30 protein-coding genes are annotated in these 24,843 nt (G+C 70.3%); 9 read left to right on the forward strand and 21 right to left on the reverse strand.

The window, feature by feature from the left end:
* The 5 genes from ACIQU3_RS36455 to ACIQU3_RS36475 all read right to left on the reverse strand — a co-directional run.
* Nucleotides 1–424: DUF2637 domain-containing protein (locus ACIQU3_RS36455; protein ID WP_403930006.1), on the reverse strand; the 424-nt coding region annotated here is incomplete at its 3' end.
* A 74-nt stretch (nt 425–498) separates the two neighbouring features.
* A complete protein-coding gene (locus ACIQU3_RS36460; RefSeq protein WP_403930009.1) occupies nt 499–693 on the reverse strand; it encodes a hypothetical protein in 195 nt (64 codons plus the stop codon).
* A gap of 32 nt (nt 694–725) precedes the next feature.
* The gene (locus ACIQU3_RS36465; protein WP_403930012.1) at nt 726–1,001 is read right to left on the reverse strand and encodes a hypothetical protein; all 276 of its coding nucleotides are present in this window, start codon (nt 999–1,001) and stop codon (nt 726–728) included.
* A 162-nt stretch (nt 1,002–1,163) separates the two neighbouring features.
* Nucleotides 1,164–1,334, reverse strand: a complete 171-nt coding sequence (locus ACIQU3_RS36470) for a hypothetical protein (RefSeq protein WP_403930015.1) — start codon at nt 1,332–1,334, stop codon at nt 1,164–1,166.
* The gene (locus tag ACIQU3_RS36475; RefSeq protein ID WP_403930018.1) at nt 1,331–1,666 is read right to left on the reverse strand and encodes an RNA polymerase sigma factor; all 336 of its coding nucleotides are present in this window, start codon (nt 1,664–1,666) and stop codon (nt 1,331–1,333) included. Before ACIQU3_RS36475 ends, ACIQU3_RS36470 begins: the two co-directional genes overlap by 4 nt.
* 650 nt (nt 1,667–2,316) lie before the next feature.
* Between ACIQU3_RS36475 and ACIQU3_RS36480 the strand changes: the two genes are divergently transcribed.
* The 6 genes from ACIQU3_RS36480 (at nt 2,317) to ACIQU3_RS36505 (ending at nt 8,124) form a co-directional block, all read left to right on the forward strand.
* Nucleotides 2,317–3,162 carry a GntR family transcriptional regulator gene (locus ACIQU3_RS36480; RefSeq protein WP_403930021.1) on the forward strand — a complete coding sequence of 282 codons (846 nt, stop codon included), beginning with the start codon at nt 2,317–2,319 and terminating at the stop codon, nt 3,160–3,162.
* A 44-nt stretch (nt 3,163–3,206) separates the two neighbouring features.
* Nucleotides 3,207–3,767, forward strand: coding sequence for a UTRA domain-containing protein (locus tag ACIQU3_RS36485; protein WP_403930024.1), 561 nt, complete (start codon nt 3,207–3,209; stop codon nt 3,765–3,767).
* A gap of 70 nt (nt 3,768–3,837) precedes the next feature.
* Complete coding sequence (locus ACIQU3_RS36490; protein ID WP_403930027.1) at nt 3,838–4,734, forward strand: bifunctional DNA primase/polymerase; 897 nt, start codon at nt 3,838–3,840, stop codon at nt 4,732–4,734.
* A 211-nt stretch (nt 4,735–4,945) separates the two neighbouring features.
* Nucleotides 4,946–6,535: a hypothetical protein gene (locus ACIQU3_RS36495; protein WP_403930029.1), complete on the forward strand. Its 1,590-nt coding sequence runs from the start codon at nt 4,946–4,948 to the stop codon at nt 6,533–6,535.
* 576 nt (nt 6,536–7,111) lie between these two features.
* The gene (locus ACIQU3_RS36500; RefSeq protein ID WP_403930032.1) at nt 7,112–7,801 is read left to right on the forward strand and encodes a ParA family protein; all 690 of its coding nucleotides are present in this window, start codon (nt 7,112–7,114) and stop codon (nt 7,799–7,801) included.
* 5 nt (nt 7,802–7,806) lie between these two features.
* A complete protein-coding gene (locus ACIQU3_RS36505; RefSeq protein WP_403930035.1) occupies nt 7,807–8,124 on the forward strand; it encodes a hypothetical protein in 318 nt (105 codons plus the stop codon).
* Between the two features lie 71 nt (nt 8,125–8,195).
* On the opposite strand, the gene ACIQU3_RS36510 is transcribed toward ACIQU3_RS36505, so the two are convergent.
* The 5 genes from ACIQU3_RS36510 to ACIQU3_RS36530 form a co-directional block, all read right to left on the reverse strand.
* Nucleotides 8,196–8,717 (reverse strand): bifunctional DNA primase/polymerase, encoded by a 522-nt coding sequence (locus ACIQU3_RS36510; RefSeq protein WP_403930038.1) that lies wholly within the window; start codon nt 8,715–8,717, stop codon nt 8,196–8,198.
* Nucleotides 8,714–9,169 carry a hypothetical protein gene (locus tag ACIQU3_RS36515; protein ID WP_173288799.1) on the reverse strand — a complete coding sequence of 152 codons (456 nt, stop codon included), beginning with the start codon at nt 9,167–9,169 and terminating at the stop codon, nt 8,714–8,716. Before ACIQU3_RS36515 ends, ACIQU3_RS36510 begins: the two co-directional genes overlap by 4 nt.
* Nucleotides 9,170–9,474: 305 nt before the next feature.
* A complete protein-coding gene (locus tag ACIQU3_RS36520) occupies nt 9,475–9,780 on the reverse strand; it encodes a hypothetical protein (RefSeq protein ID WP_403930041.1) in 306 nt (101 codons plus the stop codon).
* A gap of 98 nt (nt 9,781–9,878) precedes the next feature.
* Nucleotides 9,879–10,802, reverse strand: coding sequence for a recombinase family protein (locus ACIQU3_RS36525; protein ID WP_403930043.1), 924 nt, complete (start codon nt 10,800–10,802; stop codon nt 9,879–9,881).
* Nucleotides 10,795–11,298, reverse strand: coding sequence for a hypothetical protein (locus ACIQU3_RS36530; protein ID WP_403930046.1), 504 nt, complete (start codon nt 11,296–11,298; stop codon nt 10,795–10,797). The genes ACIQU3_RS36525 and ACIQU3_RS36530 overlap by 8 nt, the downstream gene beginning before the upstream one ends.
* Nucleotides 11,299–11,650: 352 nt before the next feature.
* Between ACIQU3_RS36530 and ACIQU3_RS36535 the strand changes: the two genes are divergently transcribed.
* The 3 genes from ACIQU3_RS36535 (at nt 11,651) to ACIQU3_RS36545 (ending at nt 14,918) form a co-directional block, all read left to right on the forward strand.
* Nucleotides 11,651–12,247 carry a hypothetical protein gene (locus ACIQU3_RS36535; protein ID WP_403930048.1) on the forward strand — a complete coding sequence of 199 codons (597 nt, stop codon included), beginning with the start codon at nt 11,651–11,653 and terminating at the stop codon, nt 12,245–12,247.
* A 450-nt stretch (nt 12,248–12,697) separates the two neighbouring features.
* A complete protein-coding gene (locus ACIQU3_RS36540) occupies nt 12,698–13,396 on the forward strand; it encodes a hypothetical protein (protein WP_403930051.1) in 699 nt (232 codons plus the stop codon).
* Between the two features lie 781 nt (nt 13,397–14,177).
* Nucleotides 14,178–14,918, forward strand: a complete 741-nt coding sequence (locus ACIQU3_RS36545) for a hypothetical protein (RefSeq protein ID WP_403930054.1) — start codon at nt 14,178–14,180, stop codon at nt 14,916–14,918.
* Nucleotides 14,919–15,970: 1,052 nt separating this feature from the next.
* On the opposite strand, the gene ACIQU3_RS36550 is transcribed toward ACIQU3_RS36545, so the two are convergent.
* The 11 genes from ACIQU3_RS36550 to ACIQU3_RS36600 all read right to left on the reverse strand — a co-directional run.
* Nucleotides 15,971–16,117: a hypothetical protein gene (locus tag ACIQU3_RS36550; RefSeq protein WP_024067082.1), complete on the reverse strand. Its 147-nt coding sequence runs from the start codon at nt 16,115–16,117 to the stop codon at nt 15,971–15,973.
* A gap of 110 nt (nt 16,118–16,227) precedes the next feature.
* Complete coding sequence (locus ACIQU3_RS36555) at nt 16,228–16,677, reverse strand: Pycsar system effector family protein (protein WP_173288795.1); 450 nt, start codon at nt 16,675–16,677, stop codon at nt 16,228–16,230.
* Entirely contained in the window at nt 16,674–17,012 is a 339-nt protein-coding gene (locus ACIQU3_RS36560; RefSeq protein ID WP_403930059.1) for a hypothetical protein, read from the reverse strand. Before ACIQU3_RS36560 ends, ACIQU3_RS36555 begins: the two co-directional genes overlap by 4 nt.
* Nucleotides 17,013–17,026: 14 nt before the next feature.
* Nucleotides 17,027–17,527 (reverse strand): hypothetical protein, encoded by a 501-nt coding sequence (locus ACIQU3_RS36565; RefSeq protein WP_024067079.1) that lies wholly within the window; start codon nt 17,525–17,527, stop codon nt 17,027–17,029.
* 86 nt (nt 17,528–17,613) lie between these two features.
* The gene (locus tag ACIQU3_RS36570; RefSeq protein WP_403930063.1) at nt 17,614–19,074 is read right to left on the reverse strand and encodes a transfer protein; all 1,461 of its coding nucleotides are present in this window, start codon (nt 19,072–19,074) and stop codon (nt 17,614–17,616) included.
* Nucleotides 19,071–19,982 (reverse strand): hypothetical protein, encoded by a 912-nt coding sequence (locus ACIQU3_RS36575; protein ID WP_403930066.1) that lies wholly within the window; start codon nt 19,980–19,982, stop codon nt 19,071–19,073. The genes ACIQU3_RS36570 and ACIQU3_RS36575 overlap by 4 nt, the downstream gene beginning before the upstream one ends.
* 173 nt (nt 19,983–20,155) lie before the next feature.
* On the reverse strand, nt 20,156–20,617 hold the full coding sequence (locus tag ACIQU3_RS36580) for a hypothetical protein (RefSeq protein WP_403930069.1): 462 nt from the start codon (nt 20,615–20,617) through the stop codon (nt 20,156–20,158).
* Nucleotides 20,618–20,626: 9 nt separating this feature from the next.
* The gene (locus ACIQU3_RS36585) at nt 20,627–22,606 is read right to left on the reverse strand and encodes a hypothetical protein (protein ID WP_403930073.1); all 1,980 of its coding nucleotides are present in this window, start codon (nt 22,604–22,606) and stop codon (nt 20,627–20,629) included.
* 126 nt (nt 22,607–22,732) lie between these two features.
* A complete protein-coding gene (locus ACIQU3_RS36590; RefSeq protein WP_403930076.1) occupies nt 22,733–22,981 on the reverse strand; it encodes a hypothetical protein in 249 nt (82 codons plus the stop codon).
* Complete coding sequence (locus ACIQU3_RS36595) at nt 22,978–23,451, reverse strand: hypothetical protein (RefSeq protein WP_024067073.1); 474 nt, start codon at nt 23,449–23,451, stop codon at nt 22,978–22,980. The genes ACIQU3_RS36590 and ACIQU3_RS36595 overlap by 4 nt, the downstream gene beginning before the upstream one ends.
* A 146-nt stretch (nt 23,452–23,597) precedes the next feature.
* On the reverse strand, nt 23,598–24,843 hold a 1,246-nt coding region (locus ACIQU3_RS36600), incomplete at its 5' end, for a DUF2637 domain-containing protein (protein ID WP_403930079.1).

Consider the following 24,843-nt stretch of genomic DNA (forward strand, 5'->3'; position numbering starts at 1 on the left):
GCGTCATGCCGTGCGCGATGAGCCTCAGCAGGGGCCATGACGTGCGGATCGTGGCCATGAACAGATCCAGGGCCAGGCACGTCACGATCGCCGCGTCGACGCCGATCGCGAAGAACGGCGCGTCCTCGACGGAGAAGCCGAACCGGGTCGAACCGGCGTCGGACAGGTTGCCGAAGGACAGGTAGAAGCCGATCGCGCCGATCACACACGCGCCGACGATGGACGCGATCCCGAGCCAGATCTTGACCTTCCGGCTCACCTCCGGCTGGGTGTCGCCGGACGGTTCCAACGAAGTGGTCGAAGCGTCGGCCGGAGTAGCCGAAGCCGGGGGCTGAGTGCCCGAAGCGGCGACCCGAGTGCCCGAAGGCGGTGCCGGGTCGACCGGGGCCGGCACCTTGACGGGCGGCTCGATGGTGGTCGTCATGCTCTCTCCATCCGAAGATCGTGGGCGAGTGCCCGAAGCGGTGACCGGAGTGGTCGAAGCCGCTTCGAGCACGGTCATGATCCGTCGAAACGGAGCCGAACCGTCTGGGGAATTTCGCGGCCCTCCGCCCGCGCCGCCCGGTGCTTGGGGCAGTCGCACGGCGGCCAGCCCTCCGCCCACGCGTTCGTCGGCGGCAGGTTGGGGTTGGGCCGGACCTCGATCGGGTCGGCGTACGTCCGGCCGCCGTCGCGGCTGATGCGGATCGTCATGTGCTTCTGCGGGACGTCCCCGCTGGCGCCTGTCACCGGACCGGCTCGCGGGCGAACCTGGCGGTCACCACACCGACCATGTCGGTGCCGCGCATCGCCGTGTTCTCCAGCCGATCCGCGAACTCGCCGTCCCCTGACTCCCTGCACGCGGCCAGCGCGACGTCCGCGCGGTCGTCCAGGCCGTCCAGGTGCTTCTCCAGCCGGTGCCACTCCTGGCCGCCTATGGCGTGCACCAGCTCGGCAACGACGTACAGCGAACCCAGGTGAGCGATGGCCGCCACCGCGGCCGCGCGCTTCTTGACCTTCAACGTGTCTCCCTCGACGGGCCCGGCACCGACAGCCGGGCGTCCGCCGTCACCAGCCGTGGGGGCCTGGTGGCGACGGACGCCCGTCGTCGGGTTACAGGTCGTCGTCTTGGGGACGGATCGGGTCGTGGTCCTGGCCGCACCAGTCGCAGCAGGTCACAGCGTTCATGCGGCTGCCTCCCCGCCCTCGGACACGACCAGGAACCGGTCCGTGTCGATGTCCATCACGACCGTGGCGGGCTGGCCTTGCTCCCGCAGTTCGTTGGCTCGCTCTTCCGCCGGCCACGACCCTCGCGGGTGGCCAGCCGAGAACGCGTCGAAGACCGTGCGCGTCATGCGATCGCCTCCAGGTCAGCGCAGAGGCGGTCCAGCGCGAAGCTGGTCGGGTCGGTCGCCTGTTCGCGGCGAACCCGCGCCGACCGGTAGTGCGCGTACACCCTGCGGCGGGCGAACACGGCCAGGAGCCCGGAGGCGTTCCTGATCTCGTTGCCGCGCAGCAGGTACTGCCAGACCATCAGCCACACGTCCTGTGCGAGGTCGTCGACGTACGCGGCCCGGTCCTCCGGGCGCAGCGTGCGGCCGACGATCCCCAGCACACGGGCGTGCTGGTTGGCGTAGATGGCCGTCAGGTCCACGGCGAGGGCCTGGACCTCGATACCTTTGGGCATTGGGTCGCACCTCCATGCGATCTGGGGCCGTGGCCCCGGCTGGTCCCCGCCTGCTACGCGGGGGCCGGCCGAAGAAGAAGCCACGGCCGCCGGCGCGGCCTTGGTTGGCCGCCGCGCCCCGTACCGGACTCGAACCGGTCAATGCCTCCGGGGCCCGCGATCTCTGCCCTTGTCTCACCGCGCGTACGGGGCTCTTGTCCGCCCGTGAGGACGGCCTGGGCCAAGGTGCTGCGGAAGTGTCCGCGCGGCAGGGCTGGCTTGTCGCAGGTGCCTGGCCCGCACATCGCCTGCGGGCTGGCGGTCCGCATCACCCTGCGGACGGGGCCGGATTGACCAGAGGAGCCGCCTGCCTGGCCTCGAAGGGCGGGTGGTTCGGCTCGTGTCTTCCGGTGTCTCTGCCTCTGTGGAGTTGAAAAGGAACAGCCGCTTCCTTCGGTTCGACGCGCACGCGCGCTTCCCCTCCGGGCAGTACCTCGCACCGCACCCAACTAGTTGAGCGCGGCGCGCGAGATTGATTAACGCACCTCTTGCTGGGGGTGTCAACACAACTAGCTAAGTGCCGAATGGACTAGCGTCTGACCTGCGGAAACATGGCGACACACAACAGGCCAATGATCTCGACTTCCGATACTCAACTAGCTATGTCATGCTTGGCGGCCAACAGCACCCAGCACACCGAGCAGAAGGGACGGAGGGCCGTGGCCAAGAAGGAGCCCGGGAAGATCGAGCGAATCGCCGCCGATCTCCGGACGAAGATCGAGACCGGCAAGTACCCGCCGGGCGGCAAGCTGCCCAGCGTGTCGGAGCTCCAGGCCGCCGAAGGAATCGCCTTCCAGACCGCGCGAGATGTGTTCCGCGTCCTGGAACGGGACGGCCTGGTCGTGACCCGACAGGGCAAGGGCTCGTTCGTGACGCCGTTCATCGGCAAGATCACCCGCGACGGAACGGGCCGGTACCAGCCCGCAGCCCGATCCGAAGGCGGTGCACGCGGCGCGTTCGAGGCAGAGCTGAACCGCCTCGGTCTGGTCTACAAGCGGACGCCGACCGAGATCGGGCGAGCCCGCCCGCCGCGTGACGTTGCTGCCGCGTTCGAGCTGCACCACTCAGCGAAGGCCATCTACCGGAGCCGTGCCATGAAGGCCGGCCGGGACGCTGCGGACTCCGACGAGGGGTTCGTCGTCCAGCTCGCCACGTCGTGGTTCCCCATCGAGATCGCAGGTGGGACCGCGATCGAAGAACAGGACACCGGACCGGGCGGCAGCAAGAACCGGCTCGCCGACCTCGGATTCGCTCAGCGGCGCGTCCAGGAGTCCATCGAGGTCCGCTTCCCCACCTCGGAGGAGGCGGAGGCCCTGAGCATCCCCGACGACCGGCAGGTATACGAGCTGGTCCATCACGCCTCAACAGCAGAGGGCCGCGTCGTTGAGGTCGCGGTGCACGTCATGCCCGCGAACATCTGGCGGTTCTCGTACACGTGGGAACTAGACGCCGACTAGGCGTCGTCCCACGTCAACCCATCCATCACCAACGAAGGAGCACCATGCCGAGCAACACCATCGGCGCTGACGGGACGATCACCCGCGACGCTCGCAGCCGCTACGTGCAGCGGGCGGAGGGCGGTGCCCACGGGGCTTTCGAAGCCGAGACCAAGCGCGCCGGTGGCAGCCCCCGCGCTGAGGTTGAGGTCCAGCGCGGTGCGGCTCCTGCCGACGTCGCCGACCTTCTCGGGGTGAGCCCTGACGCGGAGGTCGTCATCCGGCAGCGCCGTATGTACGACGGTGACCGCCTGGTCCAGCTTGCCGACACGTACATCCCCGCGTTCGTCGCGGAGGCCGCTCCCGCCGTTGCCCAGCTCGACACGGGCGCGGGCGGGATCATCTCCCGGATGGCGGACGCGGGACTGGCGCAGACCGATGTCGTTGAGGACGTCACGCAGGTGCCGGCGACCGCTGCGCAGGCCGAAGCCCTGGGCGTCGACTCCGGCGAGCTGCTGCTCACCATCACGCACACGGGTCGTACCGAGGACGGCCGGACCGTCGAAGTCACCCGGCACGTGCTCAGCCGCGGTTGGACGCTGCGGTACGGCGTTCCGCTGGACTAACTGCCCAACAGGCTCACCGCCCGGCGTCCTCTCGCAGGACGCCGGGCGGTACCAGAGGAAGGGGAAGCCGATGACGCACAGCGACTCACCCGCAGGCGCTCACCTGCGGCAAGCCCTCGAACTGGTGGCCCTCGGCGTGCCGGTGCTGCCCCTGCGCGAGGGCAAGGTGCCGTTTGCCAACTGCCCTGAGTGCTTCGAGAACCGGTGCGGTGGCCGACCGAACATGAAGAGCGCCGGCACCTGCGAGTGCCCTCGGCCGTGCCACGCGTGGGCTGCCGCGTCGACGTCGGTCGACCTCGTGACGTCGGCGGCCTGGATGGCAGCCTGGCGGCGGTCGGCCGCGGTCGCCTACCACCCGGGCGGTGCTGGGGTGACCGTGGTCGACCTCGACAGCAGCGATGCGATCGCCTGGGCACGCGAGGCCCTGCCCGCGACTCGAACCGTCCCGACGACACGCGGCGAACACTGGATCTACCTGGGCACCATGCAGTCGGCGAACAAGGTGCGGCCGGGAGTCGACATTAAGTCCCGCATGGCGTATGCCCGCTGGCTCGGTCGCGGCGAGGGCGAGATGCTCCAGCTCCCGGAGGCTGTGACGTCGCTGCCCCGCCACGTGGTGCCGGCGGGCACGGTGGCCTCTTCTCCGATGCCGCGAGCGGCCTGGTCACGGGAGGTCGCGAGCGGCTGCCGCCACACCGAGGGCTACGTCCGGAAGGGGCTGGACAAGGGCCTGGCCATGGTCCGCAGTCACCCGGAGCAAGGTGCAGCCTCGCAGGCATTCGGCGTCGCGCGGTTCCTCGCCGCGCTGCACCAGGAGTGCCCCGGACCGTGCGGCCTTGAGTCGTTGGGCGGCGAGATCGTCACCGCGGCTGTGAGCGTCGGCGTACCCGAGGGATATGCAGTGCGAGCTGTGGAGAACGGGTTCGCGGCGTCCGGCGCGACCGTGCCGTTGACCTTAATGGTCTGAGGTCCGTAAACCCCCTGGGCTACGGTCCCACAAGCAACTCAAAAGCGAGCGGCCCGGCAGGTGGTGGGACACCTAAGACGCCGGGCCGACTGGAAGTTTCGAGCTGTGCTTTGATCCGCCTGCTCTGCTTCCTACGCGGAAGCCACTGTACGACACGGTGGCCCTGTGGAGGAGACGGAACAAGGTCACAGCTCCCAAGAACGGAGCACTCGTGACCCAGCCGTCCGATGACGGACACTCCACCGACACCGCCAGTCCCTCCGTGCCTCAGCAGCGGCCCCTCGAAGACCGTGAGGTCGTCAGGGAGCGCGTTGTCATCGACGTCACCGATGAGCCGACCGGCGTCACTGAGGTGACGCGCGCGCTTCAGTCCGGCGCGATCGCCGATGTCTACCTGCGCGGCCGGCGGCCCGTCTGGATCGGCGACGGTGACGACGGGCCTTTCATCGAGGAGATCACGAAGGACGCGCTGACCCTCGCCCTTCACGAGCACGCCGAAGTCTTCAAGATGCGCAAGCACGGGCCCTCACCTGTGCTTCTCCCCACCCGTGTCGCGGCCGTCGTGCTGGCACGGAACAACTGGAAGCTCCCCCGGCTCAAGGGGATCACCTCTGTGCCTCTGCTCAGCCCGGACGGCCAGCTCCACCTTCGAGAGGGGTACAACCCAGCGACCGGGTGGTTCTACTCTCCCCGCATCCGGATCAAGGACGTCCCCGAGAATCCGACGCCGGAGCAGATCGCCGACGCTCAGGAGCTGGTCGTCGGCAGGATGCTGGGTGACTTCCCCTGGATGAAGGCGAGTGACCTCGCGCAGTTCGTCGCCGCGCTGTTCATCCCTCTTCTTCGCTCGATGATCTCGGACCCCACTCCGCTGTGGGCGATCACCGCCACCAACCCGGGCTCCGGCAAGTCGCTCCTGGCGCGCATCATGGCCGAACTCTTCGGGATCAAGGGTGCTACCTGGGGTACGGACAACGGCGAACAGCGCAAGGTCATCACGTCCGTGATGATGGAATCCGGCGCTCCCGTCGCCGTCTTCGACAACCTCCCGACCGGCCACACCCTGCGCTTCCCAGTCATGTCAGAGCTGCTCACGTCTTCCGTGTGGAATGACCGCATCCTCGGCCGGTCCGAGATCGTCAGCCTCCCGAACAATCTGCTCTGGGTGGTCAACGGCAACAACCTGACCGTCGGCGACGACCTCGCCCGCCGCACCATCTGGGTCCGCCTCAACCCCGACGTACGGCCCGACACCCGCGACCCGTCGGCTTTCGCGGCCGGTGACCTCAACGAGTGGCTCCAGCTTCACCGCGCCGAAGTTCTCCACGCACTCCTGACCCTGCTCCGCGGCTGGGTTGCGGCCGGGATGCCGAAGTCCAACCACCACATGGCTTCCTTCGGAGCGTGGCCCCGCACCCTCGGCGGCATCCTGAACTGGATGTGCCTGCCTGGGTGGATGGAAGACCGTGAGGAGCAGATGGAGGACTCCGACGAAGACGCCATGGAGTGGGCTTCGTTCCTCTCCGTCTGGCATCAGGAGCTGGGCACCCAGGAGTACACCTCTCAGAACCTGGTCGACTTCGCTTTCGCCTCGGCCACCGGCGTCAGCGCGGCCTCCAACCTCAGCAAGGTCATGCCGACCAATGGCGACAAGATCCCGAACTCCAAGCAGCTCGGGAAGTGGTTGCGTGCCCGACAGGGCCGTTTCTTCAGCGGCTACCGGATCATCTCCAGACGAGACGCCCGGCAGAAGATCAACTACTGGCGAGTGGAAGGCCCGGCTCCTGCGCCTCCCCAGTAGGCCGCCGTCTTCCCGCAGAGGCCCGCACGGATGTCCGTGCGGGCCTTTCTCGTGCACCTGCAACGTACGGGTCGCAGCAACTACACCCCGCACTGCCCGCACTACCCGCACTACCCGCAAACCTCCTGGTCACAGGCGTGCGGGTAGTCGGGCGGGCCTCTGCCCGCTGCGGGCAGTCGTCGCCGCTCTACCCGCACTACCCGTGACCTCGGTAGTGCGGGTAGTTGCGGGTAGTGCGATCTTGCCATCTGATCACTACCCGCAACCACTCTGAACTGGGGTTATGCGGGTAGTGCGGGTAGTGCGGGTAGTTCTTTTAACTCTGTTACTTCTGTTGTTACTGAACAGCACCGGTTCCGGTGGGGAAGAAGCCACGCCCCCACGCTTCGTGGCGTCGCCTGTCGACCGGTCGGACCGTCTCGATTCGGCGGGCGTGGCTTCTTCCTTCGACGACGGCGGTCAGGTGATACGAGTGCGAGGCGTCGCACGGGTACGCCGGGTGCGAGACGTGCGAGCGGTAGCCTCCCGGCGAGAGGTGGTCGATGGCGGCCGCCAGGAGTGGGCGGAGGTGAGCCGGTGGCGGAGGCAGAGGTCGACGTCTTCGGCATGCTGAAGGGCGGCGTCGGCAAGACGAGGATCGCGATGCTCGCCGCGCTGTGGCTGGCCACGGTCGAAGGCGAGGACGTGCACCTGGTCGACGCGGACAGCGTCTCCCAGACGAGCAACGACTGGCGCAAGGACTACGAGCTGGAGAACCCCGGCAAGAAGTTCCCGGTGAAGGTCACCCGGCACCCCTTCGACGACCTGGACGAACACGTGGCCGCTCTGCGGAGCAAGCACGATCGCGTCATCGTCGACGTCGGCGGCGGGAACGCCGGCATCTTCACGGCGGCCCTGGTGTACGCCCGGCGCCTGGTGGTGCCGATCGGCGCGGACCCCTCGGAGGTCCGGCGCCTGCGGTCGACCTGGCGAGCCGCACAGACGGCCGCGGGCGACTCCGAGGTCGGAGGGTTCGACGCCTGGGTGCTGCTGTCCCGCACTGACCACGGAACGACGCTGCCGCGTGAGTACCGGGACATGCTGACCTCGGGGAAGGACCCGAAGAGCGGGCGGGAGCTCCCGGTGTACCCGCTGCTGACTGCCGAGATGCGCAAGCGGGTGGCCTACCAGCGGGCCTACCCGATAGTGCCGCCCCGGGCGGAGTTCCACGACGTCCCCGCCGTTCTGCGCGAGATCGGCATCCTGCCCAACCAGAAGGGATCGTAGTGACGATGACCGGGCCACAGCGGATGGCGCCCCCGCCGGCGGACGATGACGAGGACGAACCTGAGGTCTCCCGGGAGAGCGTGGCGCGAGACCGCCGGCGCGACCGGGACCGGGCGGCAGCGGAGGCTCGGCAGACCATGACCCGGCGTTCCTGGTACACGAAGACCACGGCGGCCGACGCCTTCCAGGCCGCCGTGGACGACATCCACCACAGCACCCGCGTGCCCAAGCACGAGGTCGTCGCCGCGCTCCTGGAAGCGGCCGTCGCGCAGTCGGAACGCGTCCAGCGGAAGCTGGGAAGGTCGCACGCCTCGCACCAGTGAGACCCCGCATACGCGTGATACCCCTCGCACCAGTAGCACGGGTGCGAGGGGTATCACATGTGGTCAGGGCGTCAGCGCTGGGTCTGGAGGCGATCGGCGATCCACTGCGGCAGAGGCGCCATGGCCACGTCGTGGCCGATCGCGTACGGCTTGCCGCCGACGATGGAGCCGGGGCCCACGAGGAAGCCGCCGGTGCGAAGGCCGGGCCCGCGCACGTCGACGCCCGGTCCGAGGGGGCTGCGGCGGCCGGAGAAGCTGCCGATGGTGCAGCCCTCCGGCGCGGCGAAGTACAGGTGCCGGCCGCCGCTCGGGGTGTTCACGGTCAGCGTCTCCGGCCACGGCTGACCGAGGCGGGCGGCGAGCGCGGCGAGCACCGCCTGGCCGTCGTCCTCGACGTCCAGGTCCAGGCCGACGACGTGGGAGGCCCGGCAGCCGACGCCGATGTTGTCGCCGTCGCGCCAGAGCTCCCGGACGCGCGCGGGGTCGGTCAGGACGTGCGTGCGCCAGGGCCCGGTGGGCCGTCGACCGCCCGGCGGGAGCGGGAAGACGGCCAGCCCACGGGCGGCGAGGTCGGCGGCGGCTTCGGTGCTCACGCCGGGACCGCCTCTTGCTCCTGGTCCTCGTCGAAGTCCTCGTAGCAGGTGCACTCTTCGTACGGGTTCCCGCTCCCGCCGGCGCCGCACTCGCGGCAGTACACGCCGTAGTCCGGATCGTCGTAGTCGGGCTCTTCGTACTCGTGGTGCCGCCAGCCGGAGCACTGGCCGTTGTAGCAGCCGCACCCGGGGCACTCGGGGCAGACCATCCCGTACGTCCAGCCGCACTTCTCGCACATGACCTTGTTGCGGGGGTCGTTCTGCTCCTGCCGGAGGTAGTCGACGGCCTCCTTGTACGTGTTGATGTCGACGTACGTCTCCAGGTACTCGCACAGCGTCTCGAACTCATCCGGGTTCGGGTGGTCCAGGAGCGCGATGGCGCAGGCGTGCTTGATGCCCAGCTCGTCCTTGAGGTCGGCCAGGGCCTTCTTCCGCGCGTGGTTCTTCGGCATCTCAAGCTCTGTTTCCGCGGCTCGCGGTGATCCCAGACTCACCGGCCGCCAAGAGCGAGGCCAGCAAGGAGTTCATGAAGTCTTTGGTGGAGGCTCGGCGCGGGGCACCTTCGGTGTTGCTCGTCCGGTCTGGGCCAGACGAACCGGGCCATGAGCCGGGCCCACGGTCAAGCGACCGCAGTTCCGACTGTAGCGGAGAGGGCCGACACCCTGGGGGACTTGCTGGGTGTCGGCCGTGCGAGAGGTGATACGCCTCGCATGAGTGCGACGCATGCGAGGCATATCACCCCAGCTAGCTGACGAGATCAGCCGTCCTGTGGAGGCCATGGGCGCGGCTGGAGCTTCCGGCGGATGCGCAGGGCGAGGGCCTCGCGCTGGAACTCATCGAGCTCGGGGAAGCTGAAGATCTCGACGGCGGTCATGCCGTAGTGCGCGCACGCCCGCTCGATGGTCTCCAGGCCGATCGTGGCCCCGCCTCCCCGGCCGCCGTTGACCTTCCGGCGCCACGTCGGCTCGGAGTAGCGCATCCCGGCGGCCTGGCGGGTCATCGTCTCCCCCGACAGCTCCCGCAGCTCGCGGAAGGTGCTGCGGACCTGGTCCTCAAGGTGCACGGGTTCTCCTGGGCGATAGCTGGGCTAGCGGTGGGCACCTCTCGCACGGGTACGAGGGATCGCATGGGTGCGAGAGGTGCGAGGCGTATCACGCGAGGTCAGAACGGGGGCGGGACGCGCAGGGCGAGGACCCGGTTGGAGTGGAGCCGGTGGGCCTTCCGGCCTGCGGGCGACTGCATCAGGGCGTCGGAGGACTGCTCGATCATCGCCTGGTGCAGGCTCAGCGGGGCGGTGACGCGCACGGAGTAGCCCTGGCCCCGGCGGATGGTCCGGCCGTCGCGCAGCGACTCGCGGATTTTCGCGTCCTCGCCAGTCAGCAGGTGCTCGGCAACCAGGCCGGGGACGTCGACGGAGACCGTGGGGTCGGCGGGAGCCTGGTCCTGGTGGTCGTCGGCGACGTCGTCCAGGAGCACCCCGAGGTCGTCGGGAACCTCGCGGGCGCCGGCGGAGTCGAGCGCGCGGCGGATCGTCTTGGGGTCCACGCGGTACTGCCGGGCGAGCCCCTTGACGGTGGCGCCCTCGCGGTACGCCTCCACGATCTCCTCGATCTCCTGGGGTTCGAATGCGGCGGGCCGACCGAGGCTCTTGCCCGCGGCTTCGGCGGTGGCGACGCCCTCCTTGGTGTTCTCGCTGATGAGATCTCGTTGGAACTCCAGCACGGCGGCCAGCACCTGAATGATCATCTTGGTGCCGGAGTCGTCGGCCGCGAGGTCGATGCCGGACAGCAGACCGGACTCGACACGCAGGTGCAGGCCCCGGCGGATGAGCACGGGCCGAAGCGCGAGGACGTCGGCCACGCTGCGGAACAGGCGGGCCGCGTCGGCGATCCGGATCGTGTCGCCGACGGCCGCCTCGTTGAGCAGCTGGGTGAAGCCGGGCCGGTTCAGCGACAGGACGCGGCTGGACGTCGCGGGGTCCTCGTAGACCGGGGCGCCGGCGGCGATGAGCGCGGCCAGAGAGTGGCGCTGCCGGGCGTCGGTCTGCTTGTCCGTGCTGTGGCGCAGGTACAACCGGTCAGTCACGGTCGCGGTCCTCGCTGTCGAGTTCGGTGACGATTCCGCCGATGAGCCGTTCGGTGGCGTCCATCGCGTGAGCCTTGCAGGCGAGGAAGGACTCCCCGCCCGCGTCGGTGACCCTGTGGGTCAGAGGCTCGCCGCACGGCACCCCCAGCCGGTCGTAGTCCCACGACCGCCCACAGGCGAGCTGCGTGCACCGGGTACGGCCGCCGGAGCTGACCAGGTGGTTGCCGTGCTCGGGGCAGACGCCCCACGGCACGGCGCACACCGATCCGTCGCGTACGGCCCGGACCCGGGCGAGTTCGCCGGCGGTGTTCTCCAGGGCCTCGCTGATGCCGGTCATCCGTCCGGCGGCGTCGTCCAGGCGGAAGACGGTGTGCCGGGTTTCCTCGCTGCCGCGTAGCCGCCGCTCGACATCACGGATGCGCTCCTGGAGGTCGGAGACGTCGGCCATGAGGGCGCGGATGTCGGCGGGAGTCGGCTCCTGGTCGTCGGACGCCATGGGTTCCCCTCCGTTCGGCCGGGCCCTGGTGGCTCCGGCGGTCGAATGGCAGCCTAGGGGGGCGAAAAGGGGAGGCGCAAGTACGGAACGGAATCCAATGGATCGACAGGCCAGAATGCCCGGTTTTTCACCCGTTCGGGCGATCCGGCGGATTGGATCGGCCAGGGGAGGCTAAAACGACCGTTTTAGCCTCCCCAGTCGGATTGGATCGGCGGTCCGGCGCCAGACGGAATCGAACGCGCGTACGGGTAGCCATCCGGGCTCGTAAATGACCCTTGACACTCCGGGCATGTAAAGGCACCTTTACGGTAGGCAGTCAAGGAACCTTTACGAGGGGGATCACATGGGTTGGGTGCACGACGTACCCCAGGACGACCTGTACGACCACGAGGGCTACACCGTGGCCGTCCTCGCCGACGGCAGCGAGCCGGAGCCGTTGCAGTTCCCGGTCCCCGGCCGCGAGGGAGCCACCTTCAAGAACGGCCGGTGGGACCTCTACGACGGGACCGAGGGCCGCCCCCTGGCGACGGCGGTGCGGGCCGCGTGCGAGTGCGGGTGGCGCAGCACCGACACGTTCCCCGTCGACTTCGACGACGACGAGGGCACGGAGGGCTGGGAGACCAACACCGGGCCGTTCGCGGCCTGGCAGTCCGAGCACATCGAGGTGCTCCTGGGCACCGCGATGCCGACCGAGCTGCGCGAGGCGATTGCCACCGTGGCGAAGCAGGTACGCGAACACGCGAGGCTCCGGCCGTTGGTCGCGCTCGCCGCGATCGGCCAGCTGGAGAAGCTCGTTGGCGACGTGGCGCCGACCGCCGGCGCGGCGGCCCGCATCGACGGCCAGACCTGGACGACGATCGGGAAGGCCCTCGGCACCACTCGACAGGCAGCCTTCCAGCGGTTCAAGCGCTTCTTGGATCCGGACCTGGTCTCCAACCCGAACGACTGACGCCGGATTTCCCCGAGCCCCGCCGGTTCCGGCCGCGCGGGGCTCTTTGCTGCCCAGAGATCGCCAACCAGCCTCACAGCGTGCCGTCTCCCGCCCGTTTGCGAGTGCCCGTGTGTGATTGGACATCGGGGAAGCCCTTAGGCCGCTACAGGGCCGCACAGCGGTTCGTGCAGGTCAATGAGGCTCGCACATCTCGCACCTGACGCACCCGTGCGAGGCGTCGCACCTGTCGCACCCGGGCACCGGCCGGACCGCCCGAATCCCGGGCGTGTGGCTTCTTCCTTCGACGGCGGGCCGCAGGCAGTCCGTCGGCGAGCACCACCAGGAGCGCGGCGGGCGGTGAGCCGAGACGCAAGCGCGGTGATCCTGTATCCCGCGCGCGTTGGGTGGGTCTGAGAAGTCCCGCGAAGCCCGCGACGGTAGCGAGCGCCGTGCGTACGGTCCGCGCCCATGACCAAGACACACACGACTCAGCCCGCCCGCCGCAAGCCTCGCCGCAAGGGCCGTCCCACTCTGCTCACCCCGACGACCATGGATCTGCTGACCCGGGCCACAGCCGCGGGCCTTCCGATGAAGCTGGCCGCCGACGCGGCCGGAGTCGGGAGGTCGACCTTCCTGCGCTGGATGGCGCTGGGGGAGGACGCGGTCGACCGCGAGCACGGCGGCCTCCTGGACGTCGACTCCCCCAACCCGCACGCGGCCCTGTACGCGAGAGTGACCCGGGCCCGTGCCGCCGCGGTGGTCCGCGCCCACTCCTACATCGAGGAAGCGGCCCGCGGCGCGGTCGTCTCCGAGACTCACCGATCGTGGACCGACACGGTCACCGGCGAGCACCGCAGCGAGAAGCGCATCCGCCGGCGGCCGGGCGACTGGCGAGCGTCGGCGTGGTTGCTCGTGCGGTTCGACCCGAACCCGAAGTCGCTCGACGAACAGCTCGACGAGGAAGACGCCCGCATCCGAGCCGAGCGCGGCGAGACACCGATGGAGCGGGCGCTGACGCCTCACCTCCAGGACCTCGCGGCTCGCCTGGAGAAGACCCTGGCGCAGTACCAGGAAGAGGACGCGGCCCCCGATCCGGTGACACAGGCCGGAGAGCCCGGCGCACTCCTGGGGGAAGTTGGCGAGGCGGACGTCGACCGCGAGGGGTGACCCGGGCGGCGGTGCTCCCCGGCGCGCACGGCGTACGCCACGGCGAGACGGATGCGCGTCGGGGAGTGCCGACGGAAGCGGGGTCCAGGGGCTGGCGAAAGCCCCTGGTACCACCGGCCCCCGCTCAAGAGGGCGCCGTGGGGAAGTAGTCGGCGGCCGGGAGCTCCGGCACGGACCCCTTGCAGACGAGGTCAGCGGTCACGCGTCGCCGTACTCCGGCACCGACCCGAGGCAGCACGAGACGCACTACGAGGGGCACCAAGAGCGGCACTACGAGAGTCATCAGGAAGAGCCACACGAGAGGCAACCCGCTCCCACCGGCACCTCGAACTCCGGCCGCCCTCGGTCGGAGTCCCAAGACGGTCTTCAGCGATAACTTGCTGCGCCCTCGCTGCGCCCTCGGGAGCGATGCTCACGCACCAACTTGCTGGCCCCGGTCGTCCTCGCCTCCGCCCGATCCGAGGGTCCGCCGGCCACGGGGCAGCGCGACGTCCTGGTGCTCGACTTCCCCCAGGAGCGGGCCCGCTCCGATGCGCTCGATCGGTAGGAGCCGCGGGGACGGAGTTTCCGCCGGAGTCGTACGAGGGGAGGGGGCGGGGCCGGTGCCGAGTTGGCGTCGCGTGGTGCTCATGGTCGGCAGCGTGGCACGTCGAAGGTGGGGGTGGTGCGGGTCACCGGTTTCGAGTGGGTTCGGTGCGCGGCACCTCTAGCACTTTTGCCCTCGCGGGTTTCGTGGGGACGGAACTCGCCGCGTAGATCGCGGGCCGCCTAGGGTTCCCGGATGACGACCAGCACCCCGCACGAGATACCCGAGGACGACGGCCAGGAGCACGGCGAGCCGGTTGCCGAGTACGAGTCGGTGCACGTGACCGAGCGTCTGGTGAAGCGGACGTGCGGCTGGTGCGGCGCTGAGTTGAAGTACAACGGGCGGGGCCGGCCGCCGAAGTTCTGCAACGACAGCCACCGCAAGCGCGCGCACGAGCGGGAGAAGGCGCGCGCCGAACTCGGGGACGCGCCCGCACCCGAACCCGTCCGCGAGGTGATCGAGCGTACGGAGACGGTGGTGCGCAGCGTCGTCCGGAAGGGGCCCACGGTGCTGCAACCGGTGCCCGAGCCTCCGAGGCTCCGCTTCCCGGAGTCGGTCGACGACTGGCTGACGATGCTCTCCCTGCTTCAGCTCGATGCCTCGAAGTTCCGCGACCACCACCGCGCGCGGGAGCTCCAGGACGTCCTGGCGGAGCTCGTCACGGAGGACTTCCCCGGCACGGTCGGCGTGGTCCCCAGCACGGTGCCCACGACCGTGGACGACTGGTACGGCGCGCTGCGCCAGTTGCTCGCCGACGTACGCGGCGGACGGTTCACCCCGGCGCAGCGGGCCGACCTCGCGCGCGTCTTCGGCATCGCCATGGAACACCTCCAGGCGGGCCCGGACGGACTGCCGCCGGTCGGCGAGGACACGTCCGCACTGCCGCGTGCGGAGCGACGTCGGCGCGAGCGGGCGGCCCGCAAGAAGGGCCGGTGACGCCGGATTCCGTCCGGACGAAACGGAGTTGCAAGAGATGTCATGCCGCCCTCGGCATCGCGGGAAGCTCCCCTTCCCGCCCAACTTGCTGCCCAGGTGAAACGGCCTTTGGAGATCGTGCGTTCGTGAATGCAAGAGGTGTGACCGTGTTGATCTTGCACAGGCGGTACGGCTTCGCCGCTCGCTACGCGATGACCTGAACGGTCACACCTCATGCATTACGAATGACCTCGGCACCACGACGAACCTTGTGACTTTGTGAATGCAAGAGCTTTGACCGTGCGGGACGCGCGCAAGTCGCTGTCCACGGGTCCGGCTCTCCTGAGCGGGAGCCGTGGACAGCGACGGCCGTCGGGCCGTGATGCAAGGGTGTGCGGGTCTCTCGCGGTGGGTGCGCTTGGCGTCAGGTCATGACGGTCGCCGACGGCGGCGTTGGTCATGACGGTTCGCGCGCGGCGGGTCTTGTGGCGCGGCGCGTCGACGCGGTCTTCGAGTAACGCCGTACGTGAAGTCGGTGACGTACGGCGGTGCTCCGCCGCGTGGTCGACGTCCCCGGCCGGGACCGACGACCGAGGAACTGGCGCCCGGCGAAACTGGGCCCAGTTCGCACTATCTTGCTTCCGGTCGTTACTGCCGTCTCCCGCGCGCGGATGGTGCGCGGACCGGTCCCCGAAAACCCCCGCCCCGACCGTGCCCGGTCGCCTGCAGACCCCGGGCAGCGGAGGGCTTACTGATATCAGTGAGCACTACCTTGCTGCCGTCGTCTGCTGCCGTCGGGAAGCGCGGCCGGGCGCGTTACTGGGGTCAGTAACCCACAACTCGCTGCCGCCGTCGTACGGCCGCGGCGGGTCGCTCATTGTTCCAATGAGCACTAACTCGCTGCCGCCGTCGTACGGCCGCGGCGGGTCGCTCATTGTTCCAATGAGCACTAACTCGCTGCCGCCCTCTGCTGCTGTCGCCGACGGTGCCGGCCACGCGCGCGGTGGGATGGCGCCGCCGGGCCGAAGGCCCGAATCAGGGCGCGCGAAGCTCGTTACAACTCCCCGCCTCGGTCAGTCGTCGGGCGTGATGTTGATGGCCCCGCAGTTCCAGCACGACCACTCTTCGGGGAGCCGGTACTTCTCCGTCCAGAACCCCACCGGCTTCCCCCAGACCGTGCAGTCCGCCTCACAGCGCCAGCACTCGAACTCGAAGTCCACCCCGGGTCACCTCCTGGACCCCAGCATGGCCCCGCGCGGCCGGTCCGGAAACGCAAAAAGGCCCCCCGGCATCCGAAGACGCCGGGGGGCCTTGGTCGTTCGAGAGGGCGTTACGCGAGCGCGGCGAGCAGTGCGCCCGCGAGGGTGATGAGCGAGACCGCCGTGATGTCGATCGCGACCTGGAGGCCGCGGTACTTCCGCCGTGCGATCCGGGAGAGATGGACGACGTGCGCCGCCTGGTTCTCCGGCACCTGGAGGTCGGCGACCACCTCCTCCGGCGTGCACAGCGACCAGTACAGGTACGAGCCGCGGGCCGCGCCTCCGAGGCGGGGACGGACGACGACCAGGACCACGAGCATCGCGGCCACCAGGCCGACGGTGCCGAGCCCCACGAGCGCGGCGGAGGCCCCCGGCAGGGCGCGGCCGGGGACGGCGGCGACCAGCGCGGCCAGCGGCAGCGAGAACGCGGTGAGCAGCACGCCGGACTTGGCGTCGGTCCGGCTGATCTCGGCGAGCACGGTGGTGGTCGCCGCATCGAGCCGGGTGTCCATCTCGCTCATCGTCCGGCCTCTTCCAGGGTCCACGTCCAGGGCTCGCCCTCGTCGACGGCGCGGGCCGCCGACAACCCGAGCAACAGGGCGGGCCCGGCGTACTTCTTGGGCAGCGTGCGGGCGGCGGCGGCCCGGCGCAGGAGCACGGCCATGAGCGCGGCCTCGGCCGTGTTGAACTCCAGCTCGCTCTCGCCGGCGTGGTCCAGGACGGGGGTCAGCTTCGTGTAGTCGTCGTACGACAGGACGCCCCGCACGTACTGCCCGAGCTCCCGTAACTGCTTGACGGTGAAGCGGTCGACGCCCTCGAAGTCGGCGCCGTGCGACACGGTGACGTGAGTGGCCATCTCGACTTCCCCCGTCAGCCGTTGTGGTTGTGGGTCCGGCTGAACATCCCCTTCGTCTGGGTGTTCACCTCGGTACGTTGAACGACCGTGCCGGAGTAGTGGTGGTGGTGCTCCGTGTGCATGTCCTTCTTCGCGCGGCCGACGGACCGCAGCAGGAAGCCCGCGGCGAGCACCAGAGTGGTCGGGGCGGCGGCCCCGATGGCGAGGTTGGCGGTGTCGGCCTGTCCGAGCACCCACAGCACCAGGGCGGTGACCCCGCCGACCGGCAGCGAGGCGACGCCCCCGGCGAGCATGACGCCGCTGATGTCGGTGGCGCGCTGGGACATGGGCGGCCGTCCCTCCTGGGCAACCGGCGCGGCGGTGGGCGGCGTGTTCGGCGAGGTGTCCCGGTAGGACGTCGGGATCGGCTCGGGGGCGGGCTGCGGCTTGTACAGGTTCTCGATGATCCGGCGGGCTTCGGCGGCGGCCTCCGACTCGCTGAGCTGGATGCCGGGGGTGCGGTCGATGTGCTCCACTGTTCGAACTCCTTCGAGGCATTGGGGGAGTGAAAAGGGGCCCCGGAGGTGCGATCTCCAGGGCCCCGGCTTGCTGTTGGGGAGGGTCAGCGGACGGCCGCGTACAGGCCGTGCCCGACCCGGGCGACGTCGTCGCCGGCGTCGGCGAGCGAGCTGAGCCGAGTGCGGACGGAGCCGAGCCTGACCTCCTTGCCGCCGTCGGCGTTGACGGCCGCCGTGATCTGGTCGGCGGTCATCGGGTCGTCGGACGCGGCGAGGACGACGCGGATGCGGTCCTCCAGGAGCTGCGGGCCGCGCCCGCCGTTGGCCGCCTGCACCTTGGCCACCTTGGCGGCCTGTTCGTCCTTCACGGCCTCGCACAGCGCGGCCATGGCGTCGGTGCCCCGGGCCGCGTACGCCTCGCCCGCCGCGTCCAGCGAGGTCTCTTCCAGGCGCGCGGGGTCGCCCGGCCCGTACAGGGCGAGGATCTCCGGGTCCAGGCCCGGCATCGGCATGATGGAGCCGATCCGGAAGTGCCGCATCATGCTCGCCGGGTACGGCCCGGAGAGCAGATAGGCGGTCCCCTGGGTGTCGCAGACGTCATCGTCGTCGTCGACGCCCTCGGCGAACTGCGAGCGCAGGACGCGAGGCTTGAGGCTCTTGGGGATCGGCATGAGCTGGGTGCCGGCGGGCAGCAGACCGTCCGCCACCAGCTGGCGCATCATCGAGCTACTCCAGCGGAGCAAGGTGACCTCGCCCTCCTTGAGCATGGCCCTGAGCGTGTCCGAGCCTCCGAGCTCTTCGAGGTGGCTGGCCTGTGCGTCCAGTTCCTCGCCGATGCCGACGGAACGGCCGGTGCGTCCCAGCTCCTTGACGAGGTAGGTCGCCTCCTCGCGGTACGGCGCCCCCTTCTCCAGGAGGCGGTTGGCCTCGTCGATCCGCACGGACAGCAGCGGGTCGGGGTCGCCGATGACGAAGGCGTTGCGGCCCATCGCGGCGTAGCGCGGCTGGCGGGACTGCTGAGCGACCGCGACGGCGGCCCGGAGCATCAGGATGACTTCCTCCTGGCTCGTGGCCAGCCAGTCGACCTGGCCCCGGGCCTCCGGGGCGGACTGGCCGCCCTTGAGGTCGCCGTACCAGCTCACGATGCCGTTGCGCTTCTCGCAGGCCAGCACGTACTGGACGGTGCGGCTCTTGCCCGCGCCGGTGGTGCCGAAGGTCAGGGCGCGGACCGCGCTGCCGGTGCGCGGGTCGAACAGCTTCCGGCGGGCGGGGCGGCCGTTGTGGTACCGGCCGACGACGATCCGTCCGAGGTTGTCCATGAGCATGTCGTCGTCGGAGGGCGGCGGCATGGTGGCCAGCGGGTTGGACGGGTAGATCGTGACGATCGCGTGCCGGGAGCCGTCGGTCTCGACAGCGATCCGGCCCGGGTCGCCGACGTCGAAGGCGCTGACGAGGGCCGCCAGGTCGTACTTGATGACCTGGCCCGCGGGGACTTCGACCATCAGCTCGATGATCTGGTTGTCGGGGATGGCGAGGGAGCCCGGGGTGGCGGGGGTGATGGTCACGCGTCCTCCTTGGACAGGTTCATGGAGCCGAGGTTGATGGCGGTGATGGTCGCGCCGGGCATGGCCAGCGGGGCGATGCGCTCAGCCCACAGGCGGGCGGGGTCCAGGGCGGCGGCGTCGGCCTGGCCGACGGTGAGCAGCTGCACGGAGGCCCCGCGGCCGGGGACCGGTCCGACGGTGATGAGCTCCTGGGGGACGTCCATCAGCGCGGACAGGCGGCGCACGGAGATGTCGGGGACCGGCTCGCCGGGGATGGCGGAGCGGATGATGGCCCGCATCGCCGTCTCGCCGGTCTTCTCCACGTCCTCCAGGACCGTGGTCGGCGCGGCCCCGCCCTCGATGGCGACCCGCTCCGCCCACCACTGAGCGGCCGGGTGCGCGTAGAGCTGCGGTTCCTCCTGGACGACCAGGTCGTCCTTGGCGCGGGGCGGGAGCGGCGGCACGAGCATGTGCCGGGCGCGGCGGGCCGGGCGAAGCCACCAGGTGCCGGCGGACCACAGCGCGACGGCCAGGGCCTCGCCCCAGTGGAAGCCGGGCACGATCCACTCAGCGACCAGGACGCCGACCAGGCCGACGCCGGGCACCGAGTAGAGGACGGCCGCCGTGCGGCCCTGGTGGCTCGGGGGCGCGGGCGGGGTGTAGACGAGCATCCCGCCGTCGGCGGTCCGCTCGATGACCTTCTCCGGCTCCTGCTGACGGGCCTTGCCGGTCGGCAGCACGAGCAGACCGAGGCCGGTCGCGGCGAGCGTGGCGAGCAGGGACTCGCCCATGACCGCCGTGGTGAACAGTCCGGTGGTCGCGGCGGCGGTGCCGGTCGCGGTGGCCACGCGGCCGGTGTGGCTGCGGGCGGTGTCCAGGTGGCGCCGGGCGTTGACGAGGTGGGCGCGCATCCGGTCGGCGGACAGCATGGCGGGCGTCTCCTTCTCCGGGGAGCTCCCCGGGGGCGATAGCTGGGCTAGCGGTCGGGGACGGCGAAGCGGCGGCCATGACCGGGCCGCCGTTCCGCCGTTGTGCGACGTGTGCGAGATGTGCGACGCCTCGCACCTGTGCGATAGGTGCGAGACGTCGCAAGGGGGTTTGATCAGCGGTTGCTGTAGAACTCGGACTCCGCCGGTTCGACCGGCATCGCCTGGAAGGCTTCCGCGACCGGGCCGTAGTCGGCCTGGTGCTCAGCCGACGCCTGGTCGAAGAGCGTCGCCAGGTCCTCCGTCGCGGCGGCCATCGCCTCGGCTTCGGCGAGGACGCTGCGCATCACGGTCGCGGCCTCGTGGTGCTCGGAGACCGTGTCCCGGTCGACCTTCAGGCCCGCCATCTGGTCGGCGAGGTTGTCGACCGACTTCGAGCAGCCCTCGACGTACGTGTACGTCGACCGGACCTGTTCGCTCAGGCCCCGCAGCTTCGCGCCGGCGGCGGCGAGCTGCGCGATGACGATCGTGTAGCGCACCGCCGTGGCGACCACCGCGCCGGTGGCGGCGATCGCCGTCCCGGCCGCGCTGGCGACCGTGCCCGCGACCGCTCCGGCCTTCTCCAGTGCCTCTCCCATAAGGGCCTCCTAGTCTCCGAGGTGGTACTCGCGTTCGGCCGGGCGGGTGTGGCCCATGTCCCGGGTGACGTCGGCCGGGTGGCGGTGCCGCGATTCGGCGTTGCTCCCGGCGGTGGCAATCGACTCGGAGGCCCTCGGCAGGGCTTCGGCGATGGCGTCGGCGCGGGCCTTGACCGTGCCGCACTTCTCCATCAGCCGGATGACCATGCCCTCCAGCGAGCCGGGCACCTTGAGTTCGACGACCTTGGCGTGCAGCGCCTCCAGCCGCGTGAACAGGACGTCGCAGCCCTCCGACGCCTTGATGGCCGCGTCGACGCCTTCGGTGATCTCCTCCGCCATGTCGGCGTCGGCGTCGATGACGTCGTACACGGTCAGTTCCGCGTCCCTGTACTGCGTGGACTTCACCGGCGCACTCACGAACCGGGCTCCTCTCTGCGGTGGTACGGCCGGAGCGGCGGGCCCCGGCGATGTCGAGCTGGCGGCCGGCGCCGTGGCGGTGCCCGCCGGAAGCGCCGCGGTTCCCCGAGTGATGGCCCCGGGCGGGGCCGGTTCCTGCGGCGCTTCCTGCTGGTCCAGGCGCTCGGAGTCAGCCCAGATCGAGCCGCTGTAGGCGTCGGCCGCTCCGGGCGGCGGGCGCATCCCCTCGAAGCCCGGAGGCGGCGGGGGAGGCGGGGGCGGCGGTGCCCAGGCGCCGGACGATCCGCCCGGCGGGGTGGTGCCGGCCGACTCCGCTCCGGGCGTCGGCCCCGCGGCGGGCTTGCCGTTGCTGGTGCCGTTGACCGGCGGCTTCGGCGCGTCCTTCCACGTCTTCTCGCCGTCGGGCTTGGCCGTGCCGGTGACCGGACGGTCCTTGTCGTACAGCGGCTTGGGCTTCGTGGTCGGCTTCGGCGGGACCGTGTCCTTCCCGGCCTCCGTCGCCTTCGGCTTCTTCGTCAGGTCGACCTTGTCGCCGTCCTTCGGATCGGCCTTCTTCGCCTCCGACTTGGGATCCTTGGCGTCCGGCTTGCCCTTGGCGTCCTTGGCCTTGGCCTTGTTCTCCGGCTTGTCCTTCCACGGCGAGACGGGCTCGGGAGCCTTCGGGAGCTTCCTGGCCGTGTCCTTCGGCGCGTCCTTGGCCTTGGCGTCCTTGGAGTCCTTGGCAGCCTTGGTGCTGGTGTCCTTGGCGGACTTCGACTTGTCGTCCTTCGACGACTTGCTGTCCGAACTCTTCGGCCCCTTCGCGTCCTTGGCCCCCCGGTCCCTCCATGGCCGGTCCTTGTCCTTGCCGGACCGGTCCTTGCCGCCGCTGTGCGAGCCGTTGGAGCCCTTTCCGCTCCCGGCGGGCCCCTTGGGGCCAACTCCCCCGGAACCGCTGGGAGACGGCCGCTGAGGGCCCTTGGTGACGCCGTTGCCGTTGTTCTTGAGCGAGGGCGGGATCTTCTTCGATCCGCCGGACCCTCCGCCGGAACTGCCGGAGCTCCCCGAACCGCCGGAGCCCCCGCCCCGGCCTGCGCCGGGCTTCTGGCCCTTGCCGAACTCCGGGCCGGGCTGCATCCGGTGCTTCTCGGTTGCCTTGTCGGCCGCCAGGCGGGCCTTGTCGGCGATGGCCTGGTGGTGTTCGGCGCGGGCCTTGGCGCCCTTCGCGGCGTGCCACATGCCCTGTGCGCAGGCGACGCCGACGGCCGCCATGACTGCCATGCCCATCGCGGCGACGTCCCGGAATGTTGGGTTGTCGGGGTCCTCGGGGGGCGGCGGGGCGAAGTCGCCCACGTCGGCGTCTTCATCGTCGGATTCCGGATCGGGCGTCCCCGGCACGGTCAGGTGCAGGGGCGGACCCATGCCGGAGACGTCCGGCAGCGTCGGCCAGGAGCCGACGGGGACCGGAGCCCAGTCGTCGTCCGCCCCGTCATCGTCGTCCGCCGGCGCGGGCGGTGACGGGGCGTCGTACGACCCGGGGAGGGTCACTCGGGGGAACGGCAGAACGTCGCCGTCCCGGTCGTCGGTGGTCACGTTCGCTCCCTTCCAGGGGTTGACAGGCGGTGACGGAATCGGCGATCCTCGCGCGCCGCGCGTACGCGCGCCGCGCCTTGGGCCCCCCGGAACCCCGGAAAGCCCGTTGAAGTTGAACTTCACGGGTCACGCGGCGTGACGCTTCGCGTCGGCGACTTCCAGGTCGTGCGCGAAGTGCGCGAGCAGTTCCGCGAGCTCGTGCATGGCTCGCGGGTTGCCGCCGCGCTGGGCCCGCTTGGCAGCGGCGCGGGCCCGGTCGAAGCAGACCCGGGCGAGGTCGGCGTCGTTGTCGACGGCCGCCATCTTCGGGTCCCAGAACTCCTTGAGGTTCCTGAGCCGCTTCAGGGCCTCGGGGCTCATTCCGTTTCCGCTCACGCCGACCGGCCCTTGCGGACCAGCTCCAGGAAGTCCCCGCCGGCGGAACCGGTGTCCGCCGGGGCCGTGCGCGGCTTAGGGGGGATCGGCGCACCCCCCGCGGTGACCGCCGGGGTCTCCCTGGCCTGCTCCTTCTCCAGGGCGGCGGCGGCCTTGCGCTCCGGGATCTCGTGGCGGCCCCGGCGGTAGCGGGCCTCCAGGTCGAAGGTGAGCTTGGCGGCCTTCTCGATGTGGTCCTCGATCTGGCCGAACGGGCTGGTCACCCAGCGGTGACGCCACCACGCCTCGAAGGTGCTGTAGCCCTCCGGGGGGTTGGCCTTCCACATCGCCTCAGCGTCGCGGCGGATCTTCGCGACGTACTCGGCCTGTGCCCCGAGGACGCCGCGCAGCTGCTTGGCGAACGCTTCGACCATCTCGGGGCGGTCCAGCATGTCCCCGGACCACTCCGGCCGGGACGAAGACGTGCTCATGGGTGGGGATCTCCTCTACCGTTGGGTGTCTGACCAGGGCGGATCGTGCGTCCTGGTCGGCGTTGCTGGGACTGCTTCCGGCAGTCGCAGCGAAGGCCAGCCCGATGACCGCGGGCTGGCCTTCACTGGTGGTGCCGGTGGGCTGGTCACGCTGTGCGCGACGGTGCTTCCGGGTCGAACCCGGTCGCCGGGTCGTACCCGGCCTGGATGAGCGCGACGGCCTCCGCCTTGGTAGTGGACGCGGTGCTCATGCTCACGCCGATCGCCTGCTCGATGGCCGCCAGGTCGACGTCCTCGGGCCGGGCCGCCAGGATCATCCGGGCCACGATCCGCACCCGGCGCTGGCGCGGGGTGAAGTTCGCGAAGTCCTCGGCTTCGATCGCACGGCGCAGGATCTGAGCGGTCGCCTCGCGGGCTTCGGCCGCTCGCTTCTCCGCTGCGGCGGCTCCGGCTTGGGCTTCGGCCGCACGGTGCACGGCTTCGATCGCCTTCGCCTTCTCCGTCTCCGTCTTCGCCAGCGCGGCCATCTTGTCCGCGTTCGCTTCGGCCGCTCGCTTCTCGGCTTCGACCGCTCGCGCTTTCGCTTCGGCCGCTCGCTGCTTCGCTTCGGCCGCTTCCTTCGACTCGATCGCGTCCCCGAGCGAAGTCGCCGCGCGAGCCTGTGCGTCGGCCCGCGCCTCGGCTTCGGCGACCGCGCCACGGGCCTGTGCGCCCGCCACGCCCTCCGTCGCCGTCAGGTCGGCCGTCAGGGCCGCCATCTCCTTGCGGTGCGCCAGACGCTCCTTCTCGGCTGCGTGGGCGGCCCGCTCCTTCTCCAGCTCCAGCTCCCGGGCCCGCTGTTCGGCGAGCTGGGTGCGCCTGAGCTCCTCGCGGGCCATGCGGTCCGGCAGCGCCAGGGCCTCATCGACCGTCAGGCCGAAGGGCTCCAGCTTCTTGGGCAGCCTGGCCAGGGCTTCTTCGCTGCCCTCGGTCAGGTTCGCCTTCTTCAGCTCCGCCTTGTACTCGTTCCAGGCGTTGAAGATGGCGCGCTCGCGCTGGCGGGCCATGGCCTCGCTGTACGCGATGTCCCAGATCTTCATCGTCTTGAAGATGCGCCAGGTCGGGCGGAAGGCCAGAACCCAGCGGTGACCTGGGATGACGTCGTGGTCGGCGGGAAGCGCGGCCTGGTGGACGAGGATGCGGCGTCCGGCCTCGACGCCGATCACGAACAGCACGGGCATCAGGCCGTGGCTCAAGGCCTTGTCCAGGTGTTCGGCGATCGCGCCGTTCGCGGCGGCGTTGAAGTAGACGCTGGCCAGCGTCATGCCGTGCGCGATGAGCCTCAGCAGGGGCCATGACGTGCGGATCGTGGCCATGAACAGATCCAGGGCCAGGCACGTCACGATCGCCGCG

The sequence above is a fragment of the Streptomyces sp. NPDC101110 genome (assembly GCF_044759525.1).
Taxonomy (GTDB): Bacteria; Actinomycetota; Actinomycetes; order Streptomycetales; family Streptomycetaceae; genus Streptomyces.

Excerpts from the sequence above, each read along its gene's own strand:
- ACIQU3_RS36460 (WP_403930009.1), bottom strand. The coding sequence starts at position 693 with ATGACGATCCGCATCAGCCGCGACGGCGGCCGGACGTACGCCGACCCG.
- ACIQU3_RS36470 (WP_403930015.1), bottom strand. The coding sequence starts at position 1,334 with ATGACGCGCACGGTCTTCGACGCGTTCTCGGCTGGCCACCCGCGAGGG.
- ACIQU3_RS36475 (WP_403930018.1), bottom strand. The coding sequence starts at position 1,666 with ATGCCCAAAGGTATCGAGGTCCAGGCCCTCGCCGTGGACCTGACGGCC.
- ACIQU3_RS36485 (WP_403930024.1), top strand. The coding sequence starts at position 3,207 with ATGCCGAGCAACACCATCGGCGCTGACGGGACGATCACCCGCGACGCT.
- ACIQU3_RS36490 (WP_403930027.1), top strand. The coding sequence starts at position 3,838 with ATGACGCACAGCGACTCACCCGCAGGCGCTCACCTGCGGCAAGCCCTC.
- ACIQU3_RS36505 (WP_403930035.1), top strand. The coding sequence starts at position 7,807 with ATGACCGGGCCACAGCGGATGGCGCCCCCGCCGGCGGACGATGACGAG.
- ACIQU3_RS36515 (WP_173288799.1), bottom strand. The coding sequence starts at position 9,169 with ATGCCGAAGAACCACGCGCGGAAGAAGGCCCTGGCCGACCTCAAGGAC.
- ACIQU3_RS36530 (WP_403930046.1), bottom strand. The coding sequence starts at position 11,298 with ATGGCGTCCGACGACCAGGAGCCGACTCCCGCCGACATCCGCGCCCTC.
- ACIQU3_RS36540 (WP_403930051.1), top strand. The coding sequence starts at position 12,698 with ATGACCAAGACACACACGACTCAGCCCGCCCGCCGCAAGCCTCGCCGC.
- ACIQU3_RS36545 (WP_403930054.1), top strand. The coding sequence starts at position 14,178 with ATGACGACCAGCACCCCGCACGAGATACCCGAGGACGACGGCCAGGAG.
- ACIQU3_RS36555 (WP_173288795.1), bottom strand. The coding sequence starts at position 16,677 with ATGAGCGAGATGGACACCCGGCTCGATGCGGCGACCACCACCGTGCTC.
- ACIQU3_RS36560 (WP_403930059.1), bottom strand. The coding sequence starts at position 17,012 with ATGGCCACTCACGTCACCGTGTCGCACGGCGCCGACTTCGAGGGCGTC.
- ACIQU3_RS36575 (WP_403930066.1), bottom strand. The coding sequence starts at position 19,982 with ATGCTGTCCGCCGACCGGATGCGCGCCCACCTCGTCAACGCCCGGCGC.
- ACIQU3_RS36580 (WP_403930069.1), bottom strand. The coding sequence starts at position 20,617 with ATGGGAGAGGCACTGGAGAAGGCCGGAGCGGTCGCGGGCACGGTCGCC.
- ACIQU3_RS36595 (WP_024067073.1), bottom strand. The coding sequence starts at position 23,451 with ATGAGCACGTCTTCGTCCCGGCCGGAGTGGTCCGGGGACATGCTGGAC.